Annotated in this window: 19 protein-coding genes; 12 read left to right on the top strand and 7 right to left on the bottom strand. The window is 67.4% G+C overall.

Translation table 11 applies throughout. From position 1 onward, the window contains the following. Nucleotides 1-17 precede the first annotated feature (17 nt). Complete coding sequence (locus AC3FJ6_RS14885; RefSeq protein ID WP_488772610.1) at nucleotides 18-1,166, bottom strand: DSD1 family PLP-dependent enzyme; 1,149 nt, start codon at nucleotides 1,164-1,166, stop codon at nucleotides 18-20. A 165-nt stretch (nucleotides 1,167-1,331) separates the two neighbouring features. Here AC3FJ6_RS14885 and AC3FJ6_RS14880 point away from each other — a divergent pair, with 165 nt between their 5' ends. From AC3FJ6_RS14880 to AC3FJ6_RS14870, 3 genes are all read left to right on the top strand, one after another. After that, complete coding sequence (locus AC3FJ6_RS14880) at nucleotides 1,332-1,706, top strand: DUF6152 family protein (RefSeq protein WP_488772609.1); 375 nt, start codon at nucleotides 1,332-1,334, stop codon at nucleotides 1,704-1,706. A 3-nt stretch (nucleotides 1,707-1,709) separates the two neighbouring features. Then, entirely contained in the window at nucleotides 1,710-2,210 is a 501-nt protein-coding gene (locus tag AC3FJ6_RS14875; RefSeq protein ID WP_488772608.1) for a DUF6644 family protein, read from the top strand. A 148-nt stretch (nucleotides 2,211-2,358) separates the two neighbouring features. Further along, on the top strand, nucleotides 2,359-3,903 hold the full coding sequence (locus AC3FJ6_RS14870; protein ID WP_488772607.1) for a methyl-accepting chemotaxis protein: 1,545 nt from the start codon (nucleotides 2,359-2,361) through the stop codon (nucleotides 3,901-3,903). Between the two features lie 45 nt (nucleotides 3,904-3,948). On the opposite strand, the gene AC3FJ6_RS14865 is transcribed toward AC3FJ6_RS14870, so the two are convergent. Next, the gene (locus tag AC3FJ6_RS14865; protein WP_488772606.1) at nucleotides 3,949-4,542 is read right to left on the bottom strand and encodes a 2-hydroxychromene-2-carboxylate isomerase; all 594 of its coding nucleotides are present in this window, start codon (nucleotides 4,540-4,542) and stop codon (nucleotides 3,949-3,951) included. Nucleotides 4,543-4,709: 167 nt separating this feature from the next. On the opposite strand from AC3FJ6_RS14865, the gene AC3FJ6_RS14860 reads away from it, so the two are divergent. From AC3FJ6_RS14860 to AC3FJ6_RS14835, 6 genes are all read left to right on the top strand, one after another. Beyond that, nucleotides 4,710-5,417, top strand: a complete 708-nt coding sequence (locus tag AC3FJ6_RS14860; RefSeq protein WP_488772605.1) for a PadR family transcriptional regulator — start codon at nucleotides 4,710-4,712, stop codon at nucleotides 5,415-5,417. 2 nt (nucleotides 5,418-5,419) lie between these two features. Further along, the gene (locus AC3FJ6_RS14855; RefSeq protein ID WP_488772604.1) at nucleotides 5,420-6,256 is read left to right on the top strand and encodes a siderophore-interacting protein; all 837 of its coding nucleotides are present in this window, start codon (nucleotides 5,420-5,422) and stop codon (nucleotides 6,254-6,256) included. A gap of 71 nt (nucleotides 6,257-6,327) precedes the next feature. Continuing rightward, nucleotides 6,328-6,717 carry a hypothetical protein gene (locus AC3FJ6_RS14850; RefSeq protein WP_488772603.1) on the top strand — a complete coding sequence of 130 codons (390 nt, stop codon included), beginning with the start codon at nucleotides 6,328-6,330 and terminating at the stop codon, nucleotides 6,715-6,717. Between the two features lie 121 nt (nucleotides 6,718-6,838). Further along, a complete protein-coding gene (gene alaC, locus AC3FJ6_RS14845; RefSeq protein WP_400396295.1) occupies nucleotides 6,839-8,056 on the top strand; it encodes an alanine transaminase in 1,218 nt (405 codons plus the stop codon). Between the two features lie 101 nt (nucleotides 8,057-8,157). Continuing rightward, on the top strand, nucleotides 8,158-9,099 hold the full coding sequence (locus AC3FJ6_RS14840; protein ID WP_153949329.1) for a LysR family transcriptional regulator: 942 nt from the start codon (nucleotides 8,158-8,160) through the stop codon (nucleotides 9,097-9,099). 229 nt (nucleotides 9,100-9,328) lie between these two features. Continuing rightward, a complete protein-coding gene (locus tag AC3FJ6_RS14835; protein WP_488772602.1) occupies nucleotides 9,329-10,936 on the top strand; it encodes a methyl-accepting chemotaxis protein in 1,608 nt (535 codons plus the stop codon). A gap of 138 nt (nucleotides 10,937-11,074) precedes the next feature. Here the strand turns inward: AC3FJ6_RS14835 and AC3FJ6_RS14830 are convergent, their stop codons facing one another. Next, nucleotides 11,075-11,212 carry a hypothetical protein gene (locus AC3FJ6_RS14830; RefSeq protein ID WP_153949331.1) on the bottom strand — a complete coding sequence of 46 codons (138 nt, stop codon included), beginning with the start codon at nucleotides 11,210-11,212 and terminating at the stop codon, nucleotides 11,075-11,077. A gap of 196 nt (nucleotides 11,213-11,408) precedes the next feature. On the opposite strand from AC3FJ6_RS14830, the gene AC3FJ6_RS14825 reads away from it, so the two are divergent. Continuing rightward, entirely contained in the window at nucleotides 11,409-13,214 is a 1,806-nt protein-coding gene (locus AC3FJ6_RS14825; protein ID WP_488772601.1) for an ATP-binding cassette domain-containing protein, read from the top strand. 41 nt (nucleotides 13,215-13,255) lie between these two features. Here AC3FJ6_RS14825 and ggt read toward each other — a convergent pair whose 3' ends face one another. Continuing rightward, nucleotides 13,256-14,881, bottom strand: coding sequence for a gamma-glutamyltransferase (gene ggt / locus AC3FJ6_RS14820; protein ID WP_488772600.1), 1,626 nt, complete (start codon nucleotides 14,879-14,881; stop codon nucleotides 13,256-13,258). A 10-nt stretch (nucleotides 14,882-14,891) separates the two neighbouring features. After that, nucleotides 14,892-15,875: a Bug family tripartite tricarboxylate transporter substrate binding protein gene (locus tag AC3FJ6_RS14815; protein ID WP_488772599.1), complete on the bottom strand. Its 984-nt coding sequence runs from the start codon at nucleotides 15,873-15,875 to the stop codon at nucleotides 14,892-14,894. Nucleotides 15,876-15,996: 121 nt separating this feature from the next. Here AC3FJ6_RS14815 and AC3FJ6_RS14810 point away from each other — a divergent pair, with 121 nt between their 5' ends. Then, the gene (locus AC3FJ6_RS14810) at nucleotides 15,997-16,935 is read left to right on the top strand and encodes a LysR family transcriptional regulator (protein WP_488772598.1); all 939 of its coding nucleotides are present in this window, start codon (nucleotides 15,997-15,999) and stop codon (nucleotides 16,933-16,935) included. Here AC3FJ6_RS14810 and AC3FJ6_RS14805 read toward each other — a convergent pair. Both AC3FJ6_RS14805 and AC3FJ6_RS14800 read right to left on the bottom strand, forming a co-directional pair. Further along, nucleotides 16,897-17,910: a LysR substrate-binding domain-containing protein gene (locus AC3FJ6_RS14805; protein WP_488772597.1), complete on the bottom strand. Its 1,014-nt coding sequence runs from the start codon at nucleotides 17,908-17,910 to the stop codon at nucleotides 16,897-16,899. The two genes, AC3FJ6_RS14810 and AC3FJ6_RS14805, sit on opposite strands and share 39 nt — an antisense overlap. A 39-nt stretch (nucleotides 17,911-17,949) precedes the next feature. Beyond that, complete coding sequence (locus tag AC3FJ6_RS14800; RefSeq protein ID WP_488772596.1) at nucleotides 17,950-19,794, bottom strand: CocE/NonD family hydrolase; 1,845 nt, start codon at nucleotides 19,792-19,794, stop codon at nucleotides 17,950-17,952. Between the two features lie 359 nt (nucleotides 19,795-20,153). Here AC3FJ6_RS14800 and AC3FJ6_RS14795 point away from each other — a divergent pair, with 359 nt between their 5' ends. Continuing rightward, nucleotides 20,154-21,128 (top strand): Bug family tripartite tricarboxylate transporter substrate binding protein, encoded by a 975-nt coding sequence (locus tag AC3FJ6_RS14795; RefSeq protein WP_488772595.1) that lies wholly within the window; start codon nucleotides 20,154-20,156, stop codon nucleotides 21,126-21,128. Nucleotides 21,129-21,161: the final 33 nt, after the last annotated feature.

Raw genomic sequence — 21,161 nt, 5'->3', positions numbered from 1 at the left:
TCGTCGGTGGCCGGGGCCTAGCGGCTCAGCCCGCGTGCCGATACCGGCCAGACACTTTCCACCACGCCCGCCCGGATGCCCACGATCTCGTCGTAGAGATTCAGCGTGGGATCGCAATGGCCGGGCACCAGCATCATCCGGCTGCCCAGCGCGGGCAGCTTGCCCACCAGGTCTTCATGTTTCGGCTTCACGATGCCGTGCTCGTCGTTGGCGGCCACGTAGTCCAGCGTGGCCGACTGCTTGCCATCGGTCCAGATCCACGGCAGCCCGGAGTCGACGGCCATCGACTTCAGCCCTGCGTCCACCACCGCCCGATCCCCGGCCGCCACGCTCATGACCGACGTGGCGATAAACAGGCTGTGCTCGAAGCGTAGCGCGCCCGCATAGTCGTTGGCGCCATAGTCGGCATCCATGAAGACATAGGAGCCCGGCTGGATTTCGGTATAGACGCCGCTGCCCAGGTCGAACTCGACGCTGCCGCTGCCGCCGCCCGTCACCACGTCGCAGCGTACGCCGGCAGCTTCGAGTCGCGCAATGAAGGTGCCGGTACGATCGGCCGCACGCGCGGCGCCATCGCGCCGTTCGTTCCAGCCGCGCAGATGCTGGATGCCGCCGTGATAGGCCTGCAGCCCGCGCATCGTCAACTGGCCATGCCGCGCAATGCGTTCCACCAGGGTCAGCATCGCGGCCGGGTCGGTGACGCCGCAACGCCCCTGCCCGACATTGACTTCGACAAAGACCCCCAGCCTGCTGCCGGCGGCTTCGGTGGCGGCGGCCAGGGCATCGACCTGCGCGATGTCGTCCACGCAGACGCTCAGCGTGGCATGCCGTGCCAGGTCGGCCAGCAGCGCTGCCTTGGCAGCCCCGGCCACTTCATTGCTGATGTGGATGTCGCGCACGCCGGCGCGCACGAACGGAATCGCCTCGCTGACCTTCTGGCAGCAGATGCCCACCGCACCCCGGGCGATCTGCGCCAGCGCGATATCGGGGCACTTGTGCGCCTTGGCGTGGGGCCGCAGCTTGATGCCGCGCCGGTCGGCGGCGGCCTGCATGCGGTCGACGTTGGTCGCAAAGCGATCCAGGTCCAGGACCAGGGAAGGGGTGTCGATAGTGTCGGCGGACTGGCCCGGCCGCGCGGCCGGTGGCAGATCGAAGGCGATGGACATGGCGATGGAAGAGACGCTGCAGCGGGGTGAAATAGGGCGACCCACAGCGTACCACGGCGTGCGGGATGCTCCGCCTTGCGCTCGGCCGTCGGTCATCTACGATGGGGGGGTGTTCTCGCCATTTGCCTCAGCCAAACTTCCGCCCCAGGGCAAAGGAGTCTCGCCATGATCTTCCCGCGCATCGCCGCTTCCCGCCCTGTGCTTTGCCTGGCCGCCGCGATGGCGCTGGCCAGCCTGCCAGCGATTGCCCATCATGGATGGTCCACCTACGACGAAACCAAGCCGCTCACAGTGACCGGCAAGATCGTGGAGACGCACTATGAGAACCCCCACGCCACGATCCGCGTGGACGTGCAGGGCAGACGCTGGCTGGCCGTGCTGGCGCCGGTGTCGCGCATGGAATCACGCGGCGCCACCGCCGAGAAGGTGGCGGTGGGCAAGCAGGTGACGATGGTCGGCTACGCCAGCAAGGAAAAGCCGGACGAGATGCGCGTGGAGCGCATCACATTCGACGGCGGCCAGATCGTGGAACTGCGCTGACCGATGGCGGATCTCGGCGCCCTGGCCGCCCAGCTTGCAGCCTCGCCGTTCGCGGTATGGCTGCGGGCGTCGGCCTGGGCCTATCCGGCCTGCGAGATGCTGCACCTGGCCGGCATGGCGCTGCTGTTCGGATCCATCGTGGTGGTGGACTTGCGCCTGGCCGGCCTGGGCCGCCAGTTGCCGGTGACGCCGCTGCTGCGGCACGCCTTGCCGGCCACCGTGGCCGGCTTCGTGGTGATCCTGCTGAGCGGCGCGTTGTTGTTCGTGGCCCATGCCGACGACCTGATCGGCAACCGCGCGTTCGTGGTCAAGCTGGGCCTGATCGTGCTGGGACTGGCCAATGCGGCATGGTTCCACGCCGGCCCCTACCGTGCGCTCCATGCCGGAAACAGCGGATGGGAAACATTGCGCCCGCCGCCCCCGGTGGCCCGCACTTGCGCGGTGCTGTCGCTGGTGACGTGGATGCTGGTGATCTGCGCAGGGCGGCTGATCGCCTACGTCTAGCCGACGTGCATGACGCCTGGGAGTGGCGCATGAGACACGTGTCAAGCTTCGAATTTGATGTAACGCAAACGCTGTGTATCGGGGGCCTCAAGGTTCAAGCAAGTGGGACGTTAAGGCTGGGCTGAATCCATACGTGTAGAGCCCCCCGATGAATAACTTGAGTATTCGCCACGGCCTGCTGGCCACGCTCGTGATCTTTGGCCTGATGATCGTATTTGGCGCCGTGCTGGGTGTCAGCCAGTTGAGCGCCAGCAGCGATGCCGCCGAACGGATCCACCTGATTTCGTCGCGGGCGATCCTGCTCAACGACGCCTACAAGGACATGACGCGCGCGCGCTCGGCGCTGACACGCGCATACAGTTCGGCCAAGGCCAGCGGCCAGGTCAACGACGACGCGCTGGCCAGCGCCACCAAGTCCATCGCCAGGTCGAAGGACGAACTCGAACGGTTCGAGAAGGCCGCCGCCTTCCCGGAACAGGATGCCACCACGCGCGACGACATCGTCGCCGCCGGCCGCGCCCACATGGACGTCGTGCAGCGCGGCCTCGATGCGCTGCGCAGCGGAGATCCCGACGGCTACGCGACCATCAACGACAAGGACATCACGTCGTCGGGGGCCAAATACTCGGCCGGCGTGGAGCGATTCCAGCAGTTCGCCGAAAAGCTGAACGAAGAGGCGGCCGGCGATGGCCGGCAGCGCCTGAATCGCGTGATCCTGCTGGTGTGCGTGGGCCTGGCCATGTCCGCCGGCCTGATCGTGGTGGTGCACCTGGCGCTGCGCCGCCTGGTGGTGATGCCGCTGTATCTGGCGCGCGACCTGATCATGCGCGTGGCCGACGGTGACCTGACCATCAAGGTGCCGCAGGCAGGACGCAACGAAATCGGCCAGCTGCTCGATGCCGTGTCGCGCATGCAGGCCGGCCTGACGCAGACCGTGGCCAAGGTGCGCGCGGGCTCCGACGCCGTGACCACCGGCGCGCGCGAGATTGCCGCCGGCAATACGGACCTGTCTTCGCGTACCGAGCAGCAGTCGTCGGCGCTGGAAGAAACGGCGGCCAGCATGGAGCAGCTGACATCGACCGTCGGCAACAACGCCGAAAGCGCCACGCATGCCAGCGCCCTGGCGCGCAACGCGGCTGACCTGGCCGCACGCGGCGGCGAGGTGGTGCGCGGCGTGGTGCATACGATGAGCGAGATCAACACCAGCTCGCAGAAGATCGTCGACATCATTGGCGTGATCGACGGCATCGCGTTCCAGACCAACATCCTGGCGCTGAACGCCGCCGTGGAAGCGGCGCGTGCCGGCGAGCAGGGGCGCGGGTTTGCCGTGGTGGCCGGCGAGGTGCGCAGCCTGGCGCAGCGCAGCGCCAATGCGGCCAAGGAAATCAAGGGCCTGATCGATTCGTCGGTCGACAAGGTGGACGCCGGCAGCCAGCAGGTGGAGCAGGCCGGCAGCACCATCGAAGAGATCGTGGCGGCCGTGAAGCGCCTGGCCGATACCGTCAGCGAGATCTCGGCGGCGTCGATCGAGCAGTCCAGCGGCATCACGCAGGTCAGCGAAGCCGTGTCGCAGATGGAGCAGGTCAACCAGCAGAACGCCGCACTGGTGGAGCAGGCGGCCGCAGCCGCCGATTCGCTGGAATCGCAGGCCAACCAGCTGGCTGCCGCCGTGGCCACGTTCCGGCTGGCCTGATTTCCCGGCTGGCTTGCGTGCCAGCCCCGGGGTGATATCGCACTATCAGCCGGCCAGCTGTTCCTCCACGAACAGCAGCCGGTCATTGCCCCAGTACAGCTTGTCTTCGACGATAAAGCTCGGCGCGCCAAAGATGCCGCGCGCCACGGCGTCGTCGGTCACGCGCTTGAGATCGGCCTTGACCTCCGGGTCGTCCAGCATCGCCAGCGCCTCGCGCGGGTCCAGCCCCGCCGCCACCAGCACCTTGCCGATCTCGACAGGATCGTTCAGGTTCCGGCCTGTTTCCCACATTGCCGTGAAGATGGCTTCCACATACTGGTGGAATGCCGCCTCGCCCTTGCGCTGGTAGCCGATGGCGCCACGCATCAGCGCCAGCGTATTGATCGGAAAGTGCGGATTGAGCCGGAACGGCACGCCATATCGCCGGGCCCAGCAGTCGAGATCGCCGTCCGACCATTGCCGCTTGGCAGGAATCTCCATCGGGCTGTGATTGCCCGTGGCCTTGAACACGCCGCCCAGCAACATCGGCCGCCACACGATGGTGGCGCCGGTGCGTGCGGCCAGCCGTGGCAATTCCTTGTACGCCAGATACGAATAGGGGCTGCCGAAGTCAAAAAAGAATTCCACCTGCCTGGTCATCGCGTGTCTCCGTTGGAATGGGTGATGCTGCGTCGTGGTTGTTGTGTGCTCAGGTGGCTTGCATTGTGACAGGAACTCCGCCGCATCGGCACCCGGCAAATCGGCCTTGACTTTATATCGTACGATATATATCTTACGATACGTCTTACGATATATCGGAGTGAGCAATGCGACACCATTTCAATCGGATGCACGATCACATGGGCCATGGGGGCCCGCACGGCAAGCACCACGGCGGCATGCGCGCCATGATGGCGATGAAGCTGACGGGCATGATGGGTGGCCGGGGCGGCGGCTTCTGGTCGCAGGGCGGCGGCGGCTTTGAAGGCGATGGCGATGGCTTTGACGGCGACAACCTGCGCCGAGGCCGCAAATTCAGCGCCGAGGACCTGCAGTTGCTGCTGCTCTCGCTGCTCGATGAAAAGCCATCGCACGGCTACGAGCTGATCAAGGCGCTCGAAACCCGCACGGGGGGTTTCTACAAGCCGAGCCCCGGGGTGGTGTACCCCGCGCTGACCTTCCTGGAAGACGTGGGCTATGCCACGGTGGACCTGGAAGGCAACAAGAAACGCTACCAGTTGTCGGAGGCGGGCCGCGCCTACCTGGACCAGAACCGCGCGCGGCTGGAGCAGATGGTGGCGCGCCTGCAGCACGTGGCGCGCAAGATGGATTTCATGCGCCGCGCCATGAGCGGCCAGCCCCAGCGCGATGTCGAGGAGGGCGGCTGGGCGCCAGAACTGGTGCAGGCGCGCGGTCGGCTGAAGCAGGCCCTGATGGTGCGCAGCGGCGCCACGGCCGACGAGCAGCGCCGGATTGCCGCCATCCTCGAACGCGCGGCCGACGAGATTGAGCGCGGCACCAACCAGCCGGAGTGAATATGAGCGATACCCGTGACCTGACCGTACAACGCGTGCGTCATCCGCTGAAGATGCGCCTGCTCAAGGTGCTGCGCACCCGGCAGGTGTCCCCGCAACTGCTGCGCGTGACGCTGGGCGGCGAAGACCTGGCCGATTTCGTTTCCGGATCGTTCGACGACCACGTCAAGGTCTTCTTTCCGGAGGCCGGTGCCGACAAGCCCGTGCTGCCGCAGGCAGGCCCGGACGGCATCAAGTTTCCCGAGGATCAGCCGCGCCCCCAGGCGCGCGACTATACGCCGCGCCGCTACGACACGGCCGCCTGCGAGCTGGATATCGAATTCGTGCTGCACGGCGACGGCCCCGCATCGACGTGGGCCGCGCAGGCGCAGCCGGGCCAGCACCTGGGCGTGGGCGGCCCGCGCGGGTCGTTCGTGATTCCGCGTGACTTCGACTGGCACCTGCTGATCGGCGACGACACCGCGCTGCCGGCCATTGGCCGCCGCATCGAGGAACTGGGCCCCGATGCGCGCGTGATCGTCGTGGCCGAGGTGGCCGATGAATCGGCACGCATTCCGCTGGCCACCGGCCCGCACGCCGAGGTGCACTGGATCCATCGCGACGAACATCGCGGCGAAGCCGACGAAGCGGCGTCCGAGGGCAGTCTGCTGACGCCCACGTTGCGCTGGCTGAGCCTGCCCGCCGGCGAGGGTTACGTGTGGGCCGCCGGCGAAGCGGCCGCGATGCGCGAAGTGCGCCAGTACCTGGTGAACGAGCGCGGCATCCACAAGACCCGCATCCGGGCATCGGCCTATTGGAAACGCGGCAACGCAGCCGTTCACGAAACGCTGGACGACTGACCCAAAGTCTGGTTCCCGCGGCGATGCGGCGCGGCTACACTGGCGGCTCGCCCATTGCCACGGACCCTGCCATGCCCTGCCTTCGCCCGTTGTTGTCGATTGCCGTGCTGACCGCTGCTGCCGGACTCACCGCCTGTGCCCCCGATTCGTTCCGCAACTACGAGGCGCGGGGTCTCAACAACTATCTCGACAAGATCCAGGCCGTCTGCGCCAACACGCGGCTGAACAGCCGGCCCCTGGGCGAATGGCTGCGCAGCGGCTCGGACGACAGCGACAGCAACTACGTGTACTGGCTCGACCAGACGTCGCGGCTGTACTACAACCGGATCACGGTGCCGCAGTATCGCGATTCGATCGCGGGCGCATTCGGCGGCAACCAGCCCAACGCCGACGCGCTGGACTGCATCGTGCGCAACCTGCCGCCCGACCGGCCGACCAGCCCGCCCGGCGGCATGTTCTGATTTTTTGCGGCCAGCCCGTTGTGCAAATGCGCGCGGCTGGCTAATATCAGTCCCCAGTGGCCGAGACAACGGCCACGACGTCGCTCGGACGGTTCCGGGCGCTTACGTAAAGGACTCCACCATGACTGCCGAATCCGGCAAGCGCCGTTTTGCGCGCATCGATCGTCTTCCCCCCTACGTCTTCAATATCACCGCCGAGCTCAAGATGGCCGCCCGCCGCCGTGGCGAGGACATCATCGACATGAGCATGGGCAACCCCGACGGCGCCACGCCGCCGCATATCGTGGCCAAGCTCGTGGATGCCGCGCAGCGGCCCGATACGCATGGCTATTCGGCGTCGAAGGGCATCCCGCGCCTGCGCCGCGCGATCTCGCACTGGTACCGCGACCGCTACGACGTGGAGATCGATCCGGACAAGGAGGCCATTGTCACGATCGGCTCGAAGGAAGGGCTGGCGCACCTGATGCTGGCCACGCTGGACCGTGGCGACACGGTGCTGGTACCCGATCCGAGCTACCCGATCCATATCTACGGCGCGGTGATTGCCGGCGCCGATATCCGCTCGGTGCCGCTGACGCCGGACATCGACTTCTTTGCCGAACTCGAACGCGCGATTCGGGGCAGCTATCCGAAGCCGAAGATGATCGTGCTCGGCTTCCCGTCGAACCCGACCGCGGCCTGCGTGGAGCTGGACTTCTTCGAGCGCGTGATCGCGCTGGCGCGCAAGCACGACATCTTCGTCGTGCATGACCTGGCCTATGCCGACATCGTGTTCGATGGCTGGAAAGCGCCGTCGATCATGCAGGTGCCCGGTGCCAAGGACATCGCCGTGGAGTTCTTCACGCTGTCGAAGAGCTACAACATGGCGGGCTGGCGCATCGGCTTCATGGTGGGCAATCCGGATCTGGTGGCCGCGCTGACACGCATCAAGAGCTATCACGACTACGGCACGTTCACGCCGCTGCAGGTGGCCGCCATTGCCGCGCTGGAGGGCGACCAGCAGTGTGTGAAGGAGATCGCGGCTCAGTACCAGGCGCGCCGTGACGTGCTGGCGCGCGGGCTGATCGAAGCTGGCTGGCAGGTCGATATTCCGAAGGCGTCGATGTATATCTGGGCCCGGATCCCCGAGCCATATCGCGCGCTGGGGTCGCTGGAATTCTCGAAGCAGCTGCTGGCCAAGGCCAAGGTGTCAGTATCGCCGGGCATCGGCTTCGGCGACTTCGGCGACGAGTACGTGCGCTTTGCCCTGATAGAGAACGAATCGCGAATCCGCCAGGCCGTGCGCGGCATCAAGGCGATGTTCCGCGCCGACGGGCTGGTCAAGCCGGCGGTGGCCTGAGACGTTCGCGCGGACAGCGCCGGCGTATCTGGTATAAGTCCCCCACAACATCGAAGCCGATCCCCGCGGGCGCGGGGAGGTCGGCCCAGCAGGGAGACCAGATGGAATTGCGCCAGCTTCAGTATTTCGTGCGGGTGGTCGAACTCGGCAGCATGAGCCGTGCTGCGCTAGAGCTCGACATGGTGCAATCGGCCGTCAGCCAGCAGATCAGCCGCCTGGAGAGCGAACTCTCCACCCGCCTGCTGCGCCGCACGCCGCAGGGCGTGACGCCCACCGAAGCCGGCCTGGCCTTTTTCCATGAAGCCCAGCTTACGCTGCGCCATGCCGAGCAGGCGCGCCGTGCCGCGCATCAGGCACGGCTGTCCGGCGCCGTGAGCGTGGGCCTGGCGCCAACCACGGCGTCGGTGATTGGCGTGCCGCTGATCCGGGCGATGCGCGAGCGTTATCCCGACGTCCGGCTGCATATCGTGGAAAGCCTGTCCGGCCACCTCACTGCGATGCTCAACGCGCGCCAGCTTGACCTGGCCGTGCTGTTCGGCACCCACGCCGCCCGCCGCTGGACCGTGATGCCGCTCCTGGAGGAAACGCTGTTCCTGATCCAGTCGCGCCAGGCGCTGCCGCAGGGCAAGGCCGACCCCCCCACGCAGCGGACGATGGCTGATCTGGCCGACGTGCCGCTGATCATGCCAAGCAGCGTCCACGGCCTGCGCAGCACGCTCGACGCCGCCTTCGCGCGCGCCAAGGTGACGCCCCGCGTGATCCAGGAGGTTGACTCGCTGGCCATGCTGATGGATGCCGTGGACATGGGCTTCGGCGCCACGCTGCAGCCGTGGGCGGCGGTAGGCCGCTATCCCGACGCGCAAACGCGCTTCCACCTGGCACAGATCGACGACCCGCAGGCGGGACGCCAGAACCTGCTGTGCAGCCTGTCCGACGACGAACTGTCGCCCGCCGCGCTGGCCTTGCGCGTGGTGCTGGCCGATACCGCACGCGGCCTGGTGCGTTCGGGCGAATGGCGCGGGGCGCGGTTGCTGGAAGGCTAGGCCCGTCATGTGACGGCGGGTCCCGCTCGCGCGGGCTGGCGGCTTCGCGCGGTGTCCCCCCACTTTGGAAGGGCCGGAATCCCGTTCAGTTGATCCCACAACCCACCGTTAGCTGATGACTGGAGAGGCCGAGGATACGGCTCGAACGGGAAACTTCGCGGACCCCACATCATGCCCAGCCAATGAATTCAGAGATCGGGAGGTAACGCCAATGCAAGGTTTTCAACGAATGACCGTCTTCCAGCGCATCATGTCAGCCTTCGCGGTGGTGCTGGCGATGACATGCGGAATGGGCGGCTTCGCGCTGTACGAACTGGGGCGTGTGGGCGATGCCACGCGGGATATCAAGGACAACTGGATGCCGTCGGTGCGCCATTCCCTTGAGATGAAGAGCCAGTTGAATGCCTATCGCACGTCGGAGTTGCAGCATGTGCTGTCCGCGTCGGAAGAGGAATTCCGCCGGTACGAGGCCCTGATGGGCAAGCAGCTCGATGCCTTCCGTGACGCCGAGAAGATCTTCGCCAGCCTGCTTTCCACGGAAGCCGAGCGGCTGACGCATCGCGAGATGACGGCGCTGATGACGCAGTACCTGGCCGTTCATGACAAGCTGCTGGCGCTGTCGCGCAGCGGCGACCGCCAGGGTGCGGTGGCCATGTTGCGTGGCGAATCGTTCCAGGTGCGCAGCCAGCTGGAAGCCAGTATCGACCAGGCGGTCAAACTCAACGTGACCGGTTCGGAAGCCAGCGGCGCGCATGTCGAGCAGGTCTTTGCGTCGGCGCGCAACATGATGATTGGCGCGCTGCTGACGATGGCGGTGCTGGTGGTTGCGCTGGCGCTGGTGCTGGCGCGCGGCCTGGTGCGTCAGCTTGGCGGCGAGCCGGCCTACGCGGCCCAGGTGGCCGGCGAGGTGGCGGCCGGCAATCTGGCGCTGGAAGTCGTGCTGCAGCCGGGCGATACGTCCAGCATGCTGCACGCGATGAATCGCATGCGCCTGACGCTGGCCGATATCGTCCGCCACATCAAGGCGTCCAGCGAGGCCGTGGCTACCGCATCGGGGCAGATCGCCCAGGGCAACGTGGATCTGTCGCAGCGCACCGAGGAACAGGCGTCCGCGCTGGAACAGACCGCGGCCAGCATCGAGGAACTGGCCGTCACGGTCAGGCAGAACGCCGACAACGCGGGGCATGCCGACAAGCTGGCGCAAAGCGCATCGTCGCTGGCCGAGAAGGGCGGCCAGGTAGTGGGCGACGTGGTCAGCACCATGGGCGATATCTCGAAAAGCTCGGGCCGCATCGTCGATATCATCAGCGTGATCGAAGGCATCGCGTTCCAGACCAATATCCTGGCGCTGAACGCCGCCGTGGAAGCGGCGCGTGCCGGCGAGCAGGGGCGCGGGTTCGCCGTGGTGGCCGGCGAGGTGCGCACGCTGGCCCAGCGTAGTGTGGCGGCCGCCAAGGAAATCAAGGAGCTGATCGAAGGCTCGGTCAGCAAGGTGCAGGAGGGCTCCACGCTGGTCGATAGCGCCGGGCAGACCATGCACGAGATCGTCGAAGCCGTGCGGCAGGTATCGCAACTGGTGGCCGATATCTCGGCGGCCTCGACGGAACAGACCAGCGGTATCGAGCAGGTGAACGCGGCGGTGACGCAGATCGACGATTTGACCCAGCAGAACGCAGCGCTGGTGGAAGAGGCGGCGGCTGCGGCCACCGCGCTTGACGAACAGAGCCGCAGCCTGCTGTCGTCGGTGTCGGTGTTCAGGCTGTCCGACCGGCGTGGGCTGGCGCGCAGCGGTGGCATCTCCGATTTCAGCCGGGGCGGGGCGCCCGCGCTAGCCTGATCGACAGCCGAGATAGCCCGTACGGAGCAAGCCGGAGCCAGTCTCCGGCTTTTTCACGTTCCGCCGCCCGGGGCCTGGCCGGTAATCCTTACACGGCTTGCGCGTTTCTGGCCGGGCGCGGCATAGTCCGGCGCAGGGCTACCAGAATGTGGCCGCATAGCCCACCAGAATCAGCGCGAGGGCGATCAGGAATATCGGGTGCGTCCACGTATAGCGGCGGTTTCCACGCAGTTTCTGCATCTTTTCTTCGCGGTCCTGCACGTCGCCTTGCTGCATGGGTGTCCTCCTCGAAGTCCGGGGCCCGATGGGCCGACAAGGTGGGGGGTGTGCAGGATGCGTGCCATGCGGCCTGCCGGCCGTGTTGGCCACGATGCCAGACATCGGCCCCCAGGCTTGGCACAATGGCAAGCTTCGCCCGCGCCGTCGCCCACTGGCGATGGCTCGCGCGCCCCCGCACAGGAGAGATGACTGCATGACGGTGCCCGATATGTCCGCCTCGCCAGATCCGTCCGCTTCGCCCGACTCGCCCGACTCGCCCGATTCATCCGGCAAGCCCGCTCGTCCGCCCGCCGTCGGCCTCGGCAGCGCGGCGCGCGACCTCTATCGTGCGCTCTGGCGCCATGCGCATGGCGTGCGGGGCCAGATGCTTGGTGCGGCCGGGCTGTTGTCGGCGGCGCAGTTGCTGCGGCTGACCATGCCCTGGCTGGCCGCGCAGGCGATCAACGCGCTGCAGCAGGGCCAGATGGAGGTGGCCGGCCGCTGGATTGTCTACCTGATCGGCATCTACCTGTTGTCGTGGCTCTTGCACGGCCCGGGCCGGGTGCTGGAGCGCAATGTGGGGGTGAGGGTACGCGAACGGCTGTCCGACCAACTTTACGCGCGCATTGCGTCGGCGCCGCTGGCGTGGCGCGATGGCCGGCACTCGGGCGAACTGCAGCACCGCGTGGTGCAGTCCAGCCGCGCGCTATCGGACTTCGCGCAGAACCAGTTCGGCTACTTGCAGAGCGCGTTCAATTTCGTGGGGCCGATTGTCGCGCTGGCGCTGCTGTCGCGCACCAGCGGCGTGATCGCGGTCACCGGCTACGTGGTCATCGCGCTGATCATCCTGCGATTCGACCGCACGCTGATGCAGCTGGCTCGTGCAGAGAACGACGCTGAGCGCCGCTATGCCGCCGCGCTGCTCGATTTTGTCGGCAATGCCGGCACCGTGATCGGGCTGCGGCTCCAGGCCGCGTCACGCAAGCTGCTCGGCCATCGCATGGCGGCAGTGATGGCGCCGCTGCGGCGCGCGGTGGTGGTCAACGAAGGCAAATGGTTTGCCGTCGATCTGCTTGGCATGGGGCTGACCTGGGTCCTGGTGGTGGTGTATGTGCTACAGGCGCGGCAGCCGGGCCAGGCCGTGCTGTTGGGCACGGTCTTCATGATCTACCAGTATGCGCAGCAGGCCGCCACCGTGGTGGGCGCAATGGCCTCCAACTTCCAGAGCTTCGCGCGCATGCATACGGACTACGGCAGCGCCGAGCCGATCTGGGCGACGCCGGGCGACCCGGACGCGGCGGTGCCCGCCGTGATACCCGACGCCCCGTGGCAGACGCTGGAACTGCGCGGCGCCACGTGGCGCTACCCCGACGATGCGCGCGGCGGGCTGCACGGTATCGACCTGAAGCTGCGGCGCGGTGCGCGCGTTGCGTTGGTCGGGCCCAGCGGCGGCGGCAAGAGCACGCTGCTACGCGCGCTGGCGGGTCTCTATCGCCCGCAGCACGGCGAACTGCGCCGCGACGGCATGGCCGAGGACTGGATCGAACTGCGCGCGCTGGCCACGCTGATTCCGCAGGAGGCGGAGGTGTTCGAGGCCAGCGTGGAAGAAAACCTGACCTTCGGCGAGCCCGCCGATGCGGCGGCGCTGCAGGCCGCCGTGCATACGGGCGTGTTCGATGAGGTGCTGCAGCGCCTGCCCGACGGGCTGGCCAGTCCGCTCAGCGAGCGCGGGGCCAATCTGTCCGGCGGCCAGCGGCAACGGTTGGCCTTGGCGCGCGGCGCACTGGCCGCGCAGGGCAGTTCGCTGTTGCTGCTCGACGAGCCGACCAGTGCGCTGGACCCGCAGGCCGAAGGCCGCGTGTTCGACCGCATGTTCGCGGCGTTCCCGTCTGCCTGCATCGTCGCCTCGGTGCATCGGCCGAGCCTGCTGGCCCGGTTCGACACCATTGTCGTGGTGGAAGCCGGCCGTGTGGTGGACGCCGGACCTCGCGACGAGGTGCTGGCACGGCGCGGCGACTGAGCGTGCGGCGCCGGCCGCCAGTGGCGGCCGGCACGGTGCCATTACATCAGCGAGTCGGTCGAGTAGGCGACGCCATCGCGCCCGGGGTCCGCGCCGCCGCGCAGCGTGGTGCCGTCGATATGCACCGCATGGACCCATCCGATCGTGTAGTTGTACGGATTGCGGATCACCTCGTAGCCCTGCTGTTCGAGCTGCCGGCAGACTGCGCGCGGAATGCGGTTGCAGACGTCGATGGCATTGCTGGTCGACGAGAAGCGCGGCGCAGACACGGCGTCCTGGATCGGCATGCCGTGGTCCACCGCGTTCAGGATGACCTGCAGCACGCCCATGGCGATCTGCGTGCCGCCCGGTGCGCCGAGCACGATTTCCGGCCGGTTGTCGCGGAACACGATGGTAGGGCACGACGACGTGAAACGGCGCTTGCCCGGTGCGATGCTGCCCGCGCGGCCGGGCCGGGGGTCGAACACGCCCATGCACCCGTTATACATGAAGCCCAGGCCCGGCGTGATGGCGCCCGACGGCATGGCCAGCGAATGGGTCAGCGACACGCAGTTGCCGTCGCCATCCACCACCGACAGGTGCGTGGTATCGCGCGGCACCGCGTGTCCCGGGTTCACGCGCGTGACGGACACCTTCTCGTGCGCACGCACGGCGGCGGCGGTCTGCGCGGCGCGCTCGGCGGACAGCAGGCGTTCCAGCGGAATGTCGACGAAGGCCGGGTCGCCCAGATACATGTCCTTGTCCACGGTGGCCTGCTTCATGACTTCGCAGACGATGCGCAGGTATTCGGGCGAGTTGTGCGGCATCGCGCCCAGGTCGAACTGCTCCAGTGCGTGCAGCATTTCCAGCAGCATCGCGCCGCCGCCGGGGGGCTGGTTGGTGGCGATGACCCGGTCGCGATAGCGGCCGAACAGCGGCTTCTGGCGGATCACGCGGTAGCCGGCCAGGTCCTGGCGGCTCAGCAGGCCGCCGTTGGCCTGCATGTCGGCGACGATGGCATCGGCGATCGACCCCCGGTAGAAGGCATCGGCGCCATCGCGGGCAATCACGCCAAGCACATCGGCCATGTCGGCGTTGACGATGGGCGCGCCGATGGGCCGGGGCCAGCCGTCTTCGCGGCAGTAGACGCGGCGGCCCGATTCGCTGAAGGCCAGCCGCTCGCGGTTGCTGGCGCGACCCAGCGTGGCTTCATCCATCCAGAACGCATGCATGCCGGGGCGCACGAAATAGCCGTCGCGTGCCCAGGCGATGGCCGGTGCCACCACTTCGCGCCACGGCAGGCGGCCGTGGGCGGCGTGCATCGCCTCCAGGCCGCGCAGCGTGCCGGGCGTGGCAATCGACTGATAGCCGATGTCGTTGAGCCGGTCCTTGATGAAGAAGCCGAAGCCGTCGCGTGCCTCGCCTTCGAGCAGGTCGGCCCACATGTCGGGGCGCGCGCTGGCCGGGGCGGTGGCGTGGAAGTCGAAATACTCGTGTGCGCCGGCATCGCGCATGTAGACCGCGCCGGTGCCGAAGCCCGCGATGCCGCACATCAGCGGATCGACCACGGTCTGCGCCAGCGCGCAGGCCACGGCGGCGTCCACCGCGTTGCCGCCGGCCTTCAGGATCTCGACGCCCGACTCGGCCGCTTCCGGCTGCGGGCAGACCACCATTCCAGGATTTGTCATGGGATGGTCCTCACCGGGATTGGAAGTCGACGGAACCGAGCGCTTCCTGCACCTTGGCGGTGTCGCGCACGGTCATCTGCATCAGCATGCCGGACGGGCCCGGCATGGGCACCACCTGCATGGTCTTGAGCTTGTCTAGCGTGCCCTTGTCGGCCAGGAAGACCTGCGAGGCAGCGTGCAGGCGTTTCACGACATCAGGCGACGTGCCGGCCTTGGCGGCCACGCCCATCCAGCCCAGGTCGTCCAGCCCGGACAGGCCAAGCTCGGAGGCGGTGGGCACGTCCGGCAGGTCGGGCAGCCGCTTTGGCGCGAACAGCACCAGCGGCACCAGCTTGCCGGCGCGAATCTGCGGCATGGCCGTGCTCAGCACCGGCGCCATCACCTGGGTCTGGCCGCCAACGGTGGCCACCACGCCATCGGGCTCGCCCTTGTACGGCACGTGCGTCATGCGGATGTTCTGGTTCTTCTGGAACAGCTCCACCACCAGGTGGGTGGAATTGCCGTTGCCCGACGACGCGAAATTGATCTTGCCCGGTTTGGCGCGGGCGGCCGCGACCAGGTCGGCCAGCGAGTGGAAGCCGGTTTGCGGATTGGCCACCAGCACGAACGGCACCGTGGTCAGCACCGACACGGGGGTGAAGTCGGTTTCGGGCTTGTACGACAGCGGGGCATAGGCGAACTTGTTCAGCACCATCTGCGAGACGCCGGCCAGGAACAGCGTGCATCCATCGGCAGGTTGGGACAGCACGTACTTGGCCGCGATCACGCCACCGGCGCCGGCCTTGTTTTCCACGAGCACGGTGGTGCCCAGTTCCTTCGAGGCCCTCTCGGCCCACATGCGCGCGAGCGTATCGGTGCTGCCGCCGGCCTGCTGCGACACCACCAGCTTGATCGGCCGCGTGTTCCCCGCTTCGCCGCAGGCCCAGCCCGTTGCCGATGCACCCACTGCGAGCATCCCGGCCAGCAGTTTCCCCATGATGGAGATTTTTCTCATGTCGTGTCCTTCTTGATCAGTGGTTCCATGGATTGTTCCGCGGCCGCAGAAGCGTCAATATTGGCGCGGGATGCGCGGAACGGCCAATGAAATGTTCCGAACCTTGTATGAGTATTTATTCATGTTTCAGTCGCCGGACACCGTGGCGTGGGCGCGCCGGTTGCGGATGCGTCACCTGGAATCGTTCCTGGTGCTCCATGAGGCGGGGACGCTGACGCTGGCCGCCCAGCGGCTGCATATGACCCAGTCGGCCATGTCGCACTGGCTTGGCGAGATGGAGGATCTGGTCGGCACGAAGCTGGTGCTGCGCGGCAAGCGGATGAAGCTGACTGCCGCTGGCGAGGCCGTGCGCAAGCTGGCGCTACGCGTGCTGGGCGAGGTGGGCCGGACCAACGCGGAACTGCTGTCGCTGGCCAAGGGCGACGTGGCGCGCCTGCACATCGGCAGCGTGACGGCCGGTATCGCCCATCTGATTCCGCGCGCGGTGCTGGCCTTCCAGGCGCGCCACGCCGATGTGTCGTTCCAGGTGACCGAAGGCGTGTTCAACGCGCTGCTGAGCGGGCTCGAGGAGCGCGAGTACGACCTGGTGGTGGGCTCGATCGACGCGCGCGCCTATGGGCAGCATCTGGAGCACGAGGTGCTGTTCGCCGACGACATCGCCATCGTGGTGGGACCTGGCCATCCGCTGGCCGCGGCGCGCAGCGTAAGCTGGACCGACGTGTTCGGCTACCCGTGGCTGATGCCGCCACGCGACACGCTGATGCGGGTGCGGCTGGAAAACACCTTGCTGGAACGCGGCGGCGCCGGCATCAAGCCAAAGATCGAAACCGGGTCGATCGTGGTGCTGGAATCGGTGGTGCGCGGCAGCGACCATGTCGGCGTCTGCTCCGCGGCGATGGCGGCCCATCTGCAGAGCCGCGGCCTTGTCGCTATTCTGCCGCTGGCCGATGTGGGATCGTTCGGGCCGGTGGGCGCAGTGTGGCGCCGGGGCGGTGCCGACGAGATGCTGCTCGACTTCGTGTCACTGCTTCGCAGCGAGGCCCGGTTGCTGGGCCGATAATGCGTCGGCGCTGGCGCCTGTCAGGTTGCCCAGGGGGTTGACGCCTTTCCAGGTGCCCGTGGCGATGGCATCCAGGATGAGCTGCAGCAGCGCATCTTCCACCGTCTTGCACGCCAGGCCAAGCCGCGCGGCGCCCGCCACGCACAGGAACACGCGGCGCACCAGCGACGAATCGGAGATCGGCACGCACGCGAACGCATGCGGCGGTTCGGTGGCCAGCGCGCTCCAGGGCAGGATGGTCCACCCCATGCCGGCGCTGACCGCCGACAACAGCACCGACACCGCGCTGGTTTCGGCCACGAGCTTCAGTTCGAGCCCGGCGGCGACGAACGCGCGGTCCGTCAGCACCCGCACCGAATTGGGAAAGCTCGGCAGCAGCAGCGGCAGCGCGGCCATCTCGGCCAGCGTCAGCGCCGTGTCGCGCTGCGCCGAGGCAGGCCCAACGGCCATCAGGTCTTCGTCCAGCAACGGCACGAGATGCATGTTCGGACGCTGCTGGGCGTCCATGGCGATGCACAGGTCGAGCTTTTGCGCCGTGACGAGTTCGGCCAGGTCGGCACTGCTGCCTTCCACGATCTCGACGGTCACGTCCGGCACGTTGCGGGTGACGAACTGCAGCAGCGGTACGGCCAGCACGCGCGACGTGCTGGTGGGCAGGCCTACCCTGACGTGGCCTGACGGCACATCGCGGCCATGGCGTACGGCCGCATGCGCTTCCTCCATCTGGCGCAGCACCATCTTGGCGTGCCGGTACAGGATCTGGCCGGTCTCGGTGGGCCGGGCGCCAAACGGCCCGCGCACCAGCAGCCTGGCGCCCAGTTCGGACTCCAGGTTGACCACGTGCTGGCTCAGCGACGGCTGGGCAATATGCAGCGCATCGGCCGCGGCGGTAATGCTCTCGAGTTCGACGATGCGCGCGAAATAGCGAAGCTGCCGGAAATCCATGACTGCGGAAAGCTGGGGACGGATGCCCACTCTAGCACTTCACGTGCCCGGGCAGGCATCGTCCCGCCGTCAACGGCCGCTTGCCTGCGCCGCCACGGGCACGTCGATATGGCAGCCGCCGCTACCCAGACCCAGGGTCAGCCGCGGCGGTCGGCCGTGGGGCACTTGCGGAAAGTGGCCACGGTCGGCACCCGCGATGGACACGCGCAGACGGCTGCCGGCGGCCAGCGTCCATGCCACCGGCAGCAGCGCGAAGTCCAGCGCGACGGGTGCGCCCGGCGTCAGCCGTTCGGCGTCTGCCAGGCGGTGCGCGCGGTAGGGCCAGCTGGTGCGGTACTCGGGCGGGCACGGCTCGGTCTTGCGGTGCGACGCACGCAGCATGCCCTCGGTGATATAGCGCACCGTGCCATCGGCTTCCACTTCCGACAGATAGACGAATACCGCCGCGTCGGGCTGCGACGAGGACACCCGCAGATGGGCCACGACGTGGCCCGCAATCGCCATCGGCGATGGCAGTGGCGCCGAGTCGAAATGGGGCAGCGCTGCCTCATGCTCGCCCCAGTCCGCGTAGTAGTCCTCGATATTGGCGGCGCCCAGCCGCTCGTAGCGCGTCTGGCGGCCGGTGGTCCAGTCGAAGCGCACCTGCGTCGTGGTCGCAGCGGACCCGGCCTGTGGTGTGGTCGACAGCGCGCCGTCGTCGGTCAGGTACAGCCGGGTGCTGGCCGGGGCGGGCGGCCAGACGTCGGCCGGCTGCCAGTGGACGTCATGGATGCTGTGGTAATGCACGCGGGCTTCGCGTTCCAGGCCGGTGGGCAGGCCAAGCAGGTGATGGTCGAAGAAGCGCAGCACTTCGCCCAGCAAGGGGAAATCCGATGCGGCGCGTTCGCGCCACGGCGACACGTTGGTGCGCGCACCGTGGTCCCACGGACCCAGCAGCAGGCGGCTGTCGTGGGACGGCAGCGAGAGGAAGCGCGTGATGGCGCCATTGGCATAGCCGCCGCCGTCGTACCAGCCCGAGATCGAATACACGGCGACGTCAGGCGCGATGCCGTCCAGATAGCGGTAAGGGCTGCAACTGCCGGAATCGAGCGATGGGTCGTGGAAGGCCGCGCCATCGCGGTAGGCGAACTCGGGCGCCAGGTCGGCCAGCGTGAAGTTGTTGCGGTGCTCGGCGACGGCGGCCGCCACCAGTGCGCCTTCGGTGTCCTCGTCGGTACGCTCGGGGCCCTCGAAGGTGGGATCGTTGAAGTAGGGGAAGCCAGCGACCAGGTCGCGACGGTCCTGGTCGAGCGCGAGCATCAGTTCGTCATAGGCTTCCACCCACACCTTGGACAGCATGCCGCCGGGGTACAGCTGTTCGCTGTAGATGTCGGACACCGAGAACAGCGGCGCAATGGCCTTCACTGCGGGATGGCCGGTGCTGGCCAGGAAGCAGGCCGCCGCGCCCAGGTACGAGATGCCGGTGGAGCCGATTTTGCCGTTCGACCATGGCTGGCTGGCGATCCATTCGGCCACTTCGTAGTAGTCGTCGCGCTCGGTGGGCGACCGCAGCGCATCGCGCGTGCCGAAGCTGGCGCCGGTGCCGCGTACATCGACCACGACCACCGCGTAGCCCTTGGGCACGAAGGCATCGCGGTACTTGGCGCCATTCGGGCTCGGCTCGGCACCCGCGCGGGAAAGCCTGAAACGTCGGTAGTACGGCGTGAAGATCACCACGGTGGGGAAGGCTTGCGGCGCGGCGGTGCCGGGCAACGGCTGCGGCAGGTAGACGTCGGCGGCCAGGCGGCAGCCGTCGCGCATGGGCAGATAGCAGGATGCTGGCCGGGCCGGTACGGAGAAGGTGGACGGACGGCTTGCCAGATAGGCGGACGGCGGCGTCAGCCACGCGTTGCCACGGGTATCGATGTCGGACATGACGGGTGTACTTGTGCAGAAGGGCCTGGAGAACGGCCCCATGGTACGGAGCCGTCGCGGGGTTGCGGAAAGACGAAATTCCGATCCGGTCATAGGTCGGCCCTATGACCGGCCGCGTTGCCACGGCCCGATCCGCGGAAAAACCTGCGTGCCGCGCACAAGGCCGGTGCGCGCCGCGCCGATGCTGCGTTGCAATGGTGCGCATGGACCCCATGGCTGGGCAGGCGCCTCAGGGTTTCCCCTGGGCATAGCTCCGGCCTATGTTGGCATCGACAATCCGTATTGGTCTCGGATCGCGCAGATCCCTACCATCGTCATGAAAATTTCGTGACTGGCTTCGATTCAATTGGAGAGTATTGATGTACCGACGTTTGATGGCTTGCGCGTTCATCGCCTCGGCGGTGCTGTGCCATGGCGCTGTACAGGCGCAGGATGCGTATCCGGGCCGGCCGATCCGGATGATCGTGCCGCAGTCGGCGGGTTCCGGCGGCGACGTGGTGGCGAGGCTGCTCAGTGACCGGCTGTCGCAAGACCTGGGGCAATCCATCGTCGTGGACAACCGTCCCGGCGCGAACGGCATCGTGGCAATGAGCACCGTGGCCAAGGCGGCACCGGACGGCTACACGGTACTGCTGACGGGCGTATCGCAGATCAGCTTCAACCCGCACCTGTACGCGTCGCTGCCGTACAACCCGCAGAAGGACTACACGTTCATCGCGCCCGTGGTCGATACGCCGTTCGTGATCGTGGCCAGCAAGGCCAGCGGCATCACGTCGATGCAGAGCTTCATCGACAAGGCCAAGCACAAGCCGGGCGGCCTGACGTTCAGCAGCGCAGGCGTGGGCAATTCGACGCACCTGGCCATGGAGGTGGTGGCGGACAAGCTGGGCCTCAAAATGACTCACGTGGCCTACAAGGGCTCCGGCCCGGCGCTGACTGGCGTGGTGACGGGCGAGGTGGACGCGATGGTGAGCGTGCTGGGTGCCGCGTTGCCGCAGGTAACCGGCGGTACGGTGGTGCCGGTGGCCATTGTCGGGCCGCAGCGCGTGAAAGAACTGCCCAACGTGCCGACGCTCAAGGAGTCCGGCATCGACGTGCCGCTGATGCCTAGCTGGTACGCGCTGGTGGGCCCGGCGGGTCTGGATCCGAAGATCGTGGCGCGGCTCAACGGCGCCGTGCAGGCGGCGCTGGCCGACCCGCAGATCAAGGCCAGGCTGGCATCGCTCTACCTGTTCCCGGTGGTGGGCAGTGCCGATGCCATCAAGCAGCGTGCGTCGTCGGAGTCGAAGGTCTGGGGCGACTTCATCCGCAAGCGCGGTATCCAGGCGTCGTGATGGCGGCCTGCTGGCAAGCGGCAGGACGGCCAG

Source organism: Cupriavidus sp. 94F1, from assembly GCF_057798875.1.
This window is presented reverse-complemented; position numbering and strand designations above follow the sequence as displayed.

What these genes read in the sequence shown, in the direction of transcription:
- AC3FJ6_RS14885 (WP_488772610.1), bottom strand. Translation starts at nt 1,166, where the DNA reads ATGTCCATCGCCTTCGATCTGCCACCGGCCGCGCGGCCGGGCCAGTCC.
- AC3FJ6_RS14880 (WP_488772609.1), top strand. Translation starts at nt 1,332, where the DNA reads ATGATCTTCCCGCGCATCGCCGCTTCCCGCCCTGTGCTTTGCCTGGCC.
- AC3FJ6_RS14875 (WP_488772608.1), top strand. Translation starts at nt 1,710, where the DNA reads ATGGCGGATCTCGGCGCCCTGGCCGCCCAGCTTGCAGCCTCGCCGTTC.
- AC3FJ6_RS14870 (WP_488772607.1), top strand. Translation starts at nt 2,359, where the DNA reads ATGAATAACTTGAGTATTCGCCACGGCCTGCTGGCCACGCTCGTGATC.
- AC3FJ6_RS14865 (WP_488772606.1), bottom strand. Translation starts at nt 4,542, where the DNA reads ATGACCAGGCAGGTGGAATTCTTTTTTGACTTCGGCAGCCCCTATTCG.
- AC3FJ6_RS14860 (WP_488772605.1), top strand. Translation starts at nt 4,710, where the DNA reads ATGCGACACCATTTCAATCGGATGCACGATCACATGGGCCATGGGGGC.
- AC3FJ6_RS14855 (WP_488772604.1), top strand. Translation starts at nt 5,420, where the DNA reads ATGAGCGATACCCGTGACCTGACCGTACAACGCGTGCGTCATCCGCTG.
- AC3FJ6_RS14850 (WP_488772603.1), top strand. Translation starts at nt 6,328, where the DNA reads ATGCCCTGCCTTCGCCCGTTGTTGTCGATTGCCGTGCTGACCGCTGCT.
- alaC (WP_400396295.1), top strand. Translation starts at nt 6,839, where the DNA reads ATGACTGCCGAATCCGGCAAGCGCCGTTTTGCGCGCATCGATCGTCTT.
- AC3FJ6_RS14840 (WP_153949329.1), top strand. Translation starts at nt 8,158, where the DNA reads ATGGAATTGCGCCAGCTTCAGTATTTCGTGCGGGTGGTCGAACTCGGC.
- AC3FJ6_RS14835 (WP_488772602.1), top strand. Translation starts at nt 9,329, where the DNA reads ATGACCGTCTTCCAGCGCATCATGTCAGCCTTCGCGGTGGTGCTGGCG.
- AC3FJ6_RS14830 (WP_153949331.1), bottom strand. Translation starts at nt 11,212, where the DNA reads ATGCAGCAAGGCGACGTGCAGGACCGCGAAGAAAAGATGCAGAAACTG.
- AC3FJ6_RS14825 (WP_488772601.1), top strand. Translation starts at nt 11,409, where the DNA reads ATGACGGTGCCCGATATGTCCGCCTCGCCAGATCCGTCCGCTTCGCCC.
- ggt (WP_488772600.1), bottom strand. Translation starts at nt 14,881, where the DNA reads ATGACAAATCCTGGAATGGTGGTCTGCCCGCAGCCGGAAGCGGCCGAG.
- AC3FJ6_RS14815 (WP_488772599.1), bottom strand. Translation starts at nt 15,875, where the DNA reads ATGAGAAAAATCTCCATCATGGGGAAACTGCTGGCCGGGATGCTCGCA.
- AC3FJ6_RS14810 (WP_488772598.1), top strand. Translation starts at nt 15,997, where the DNA reads ATGTTTCAGTCGCCGGACACCGTGGCGTGGGCGCGCCGGTTGCGGATG.
- AC3FJ6_RS14800 (WP_488772596.1), bottom strand. Translation starts at nt 19,794, where the DNA reads ATGTCCGACATCGATACCCGTGGCAACGCGTGGCTGACGCCGCCGTCC.
- AC3FJ6_RS14795 (WP_488772595.1), top strand. Translation starts at nt 20,154, where the DNA reads ATGTACCGACGTTTGATGGCTTGCGCGTTCATCGCCTCGGCGGTGCTG.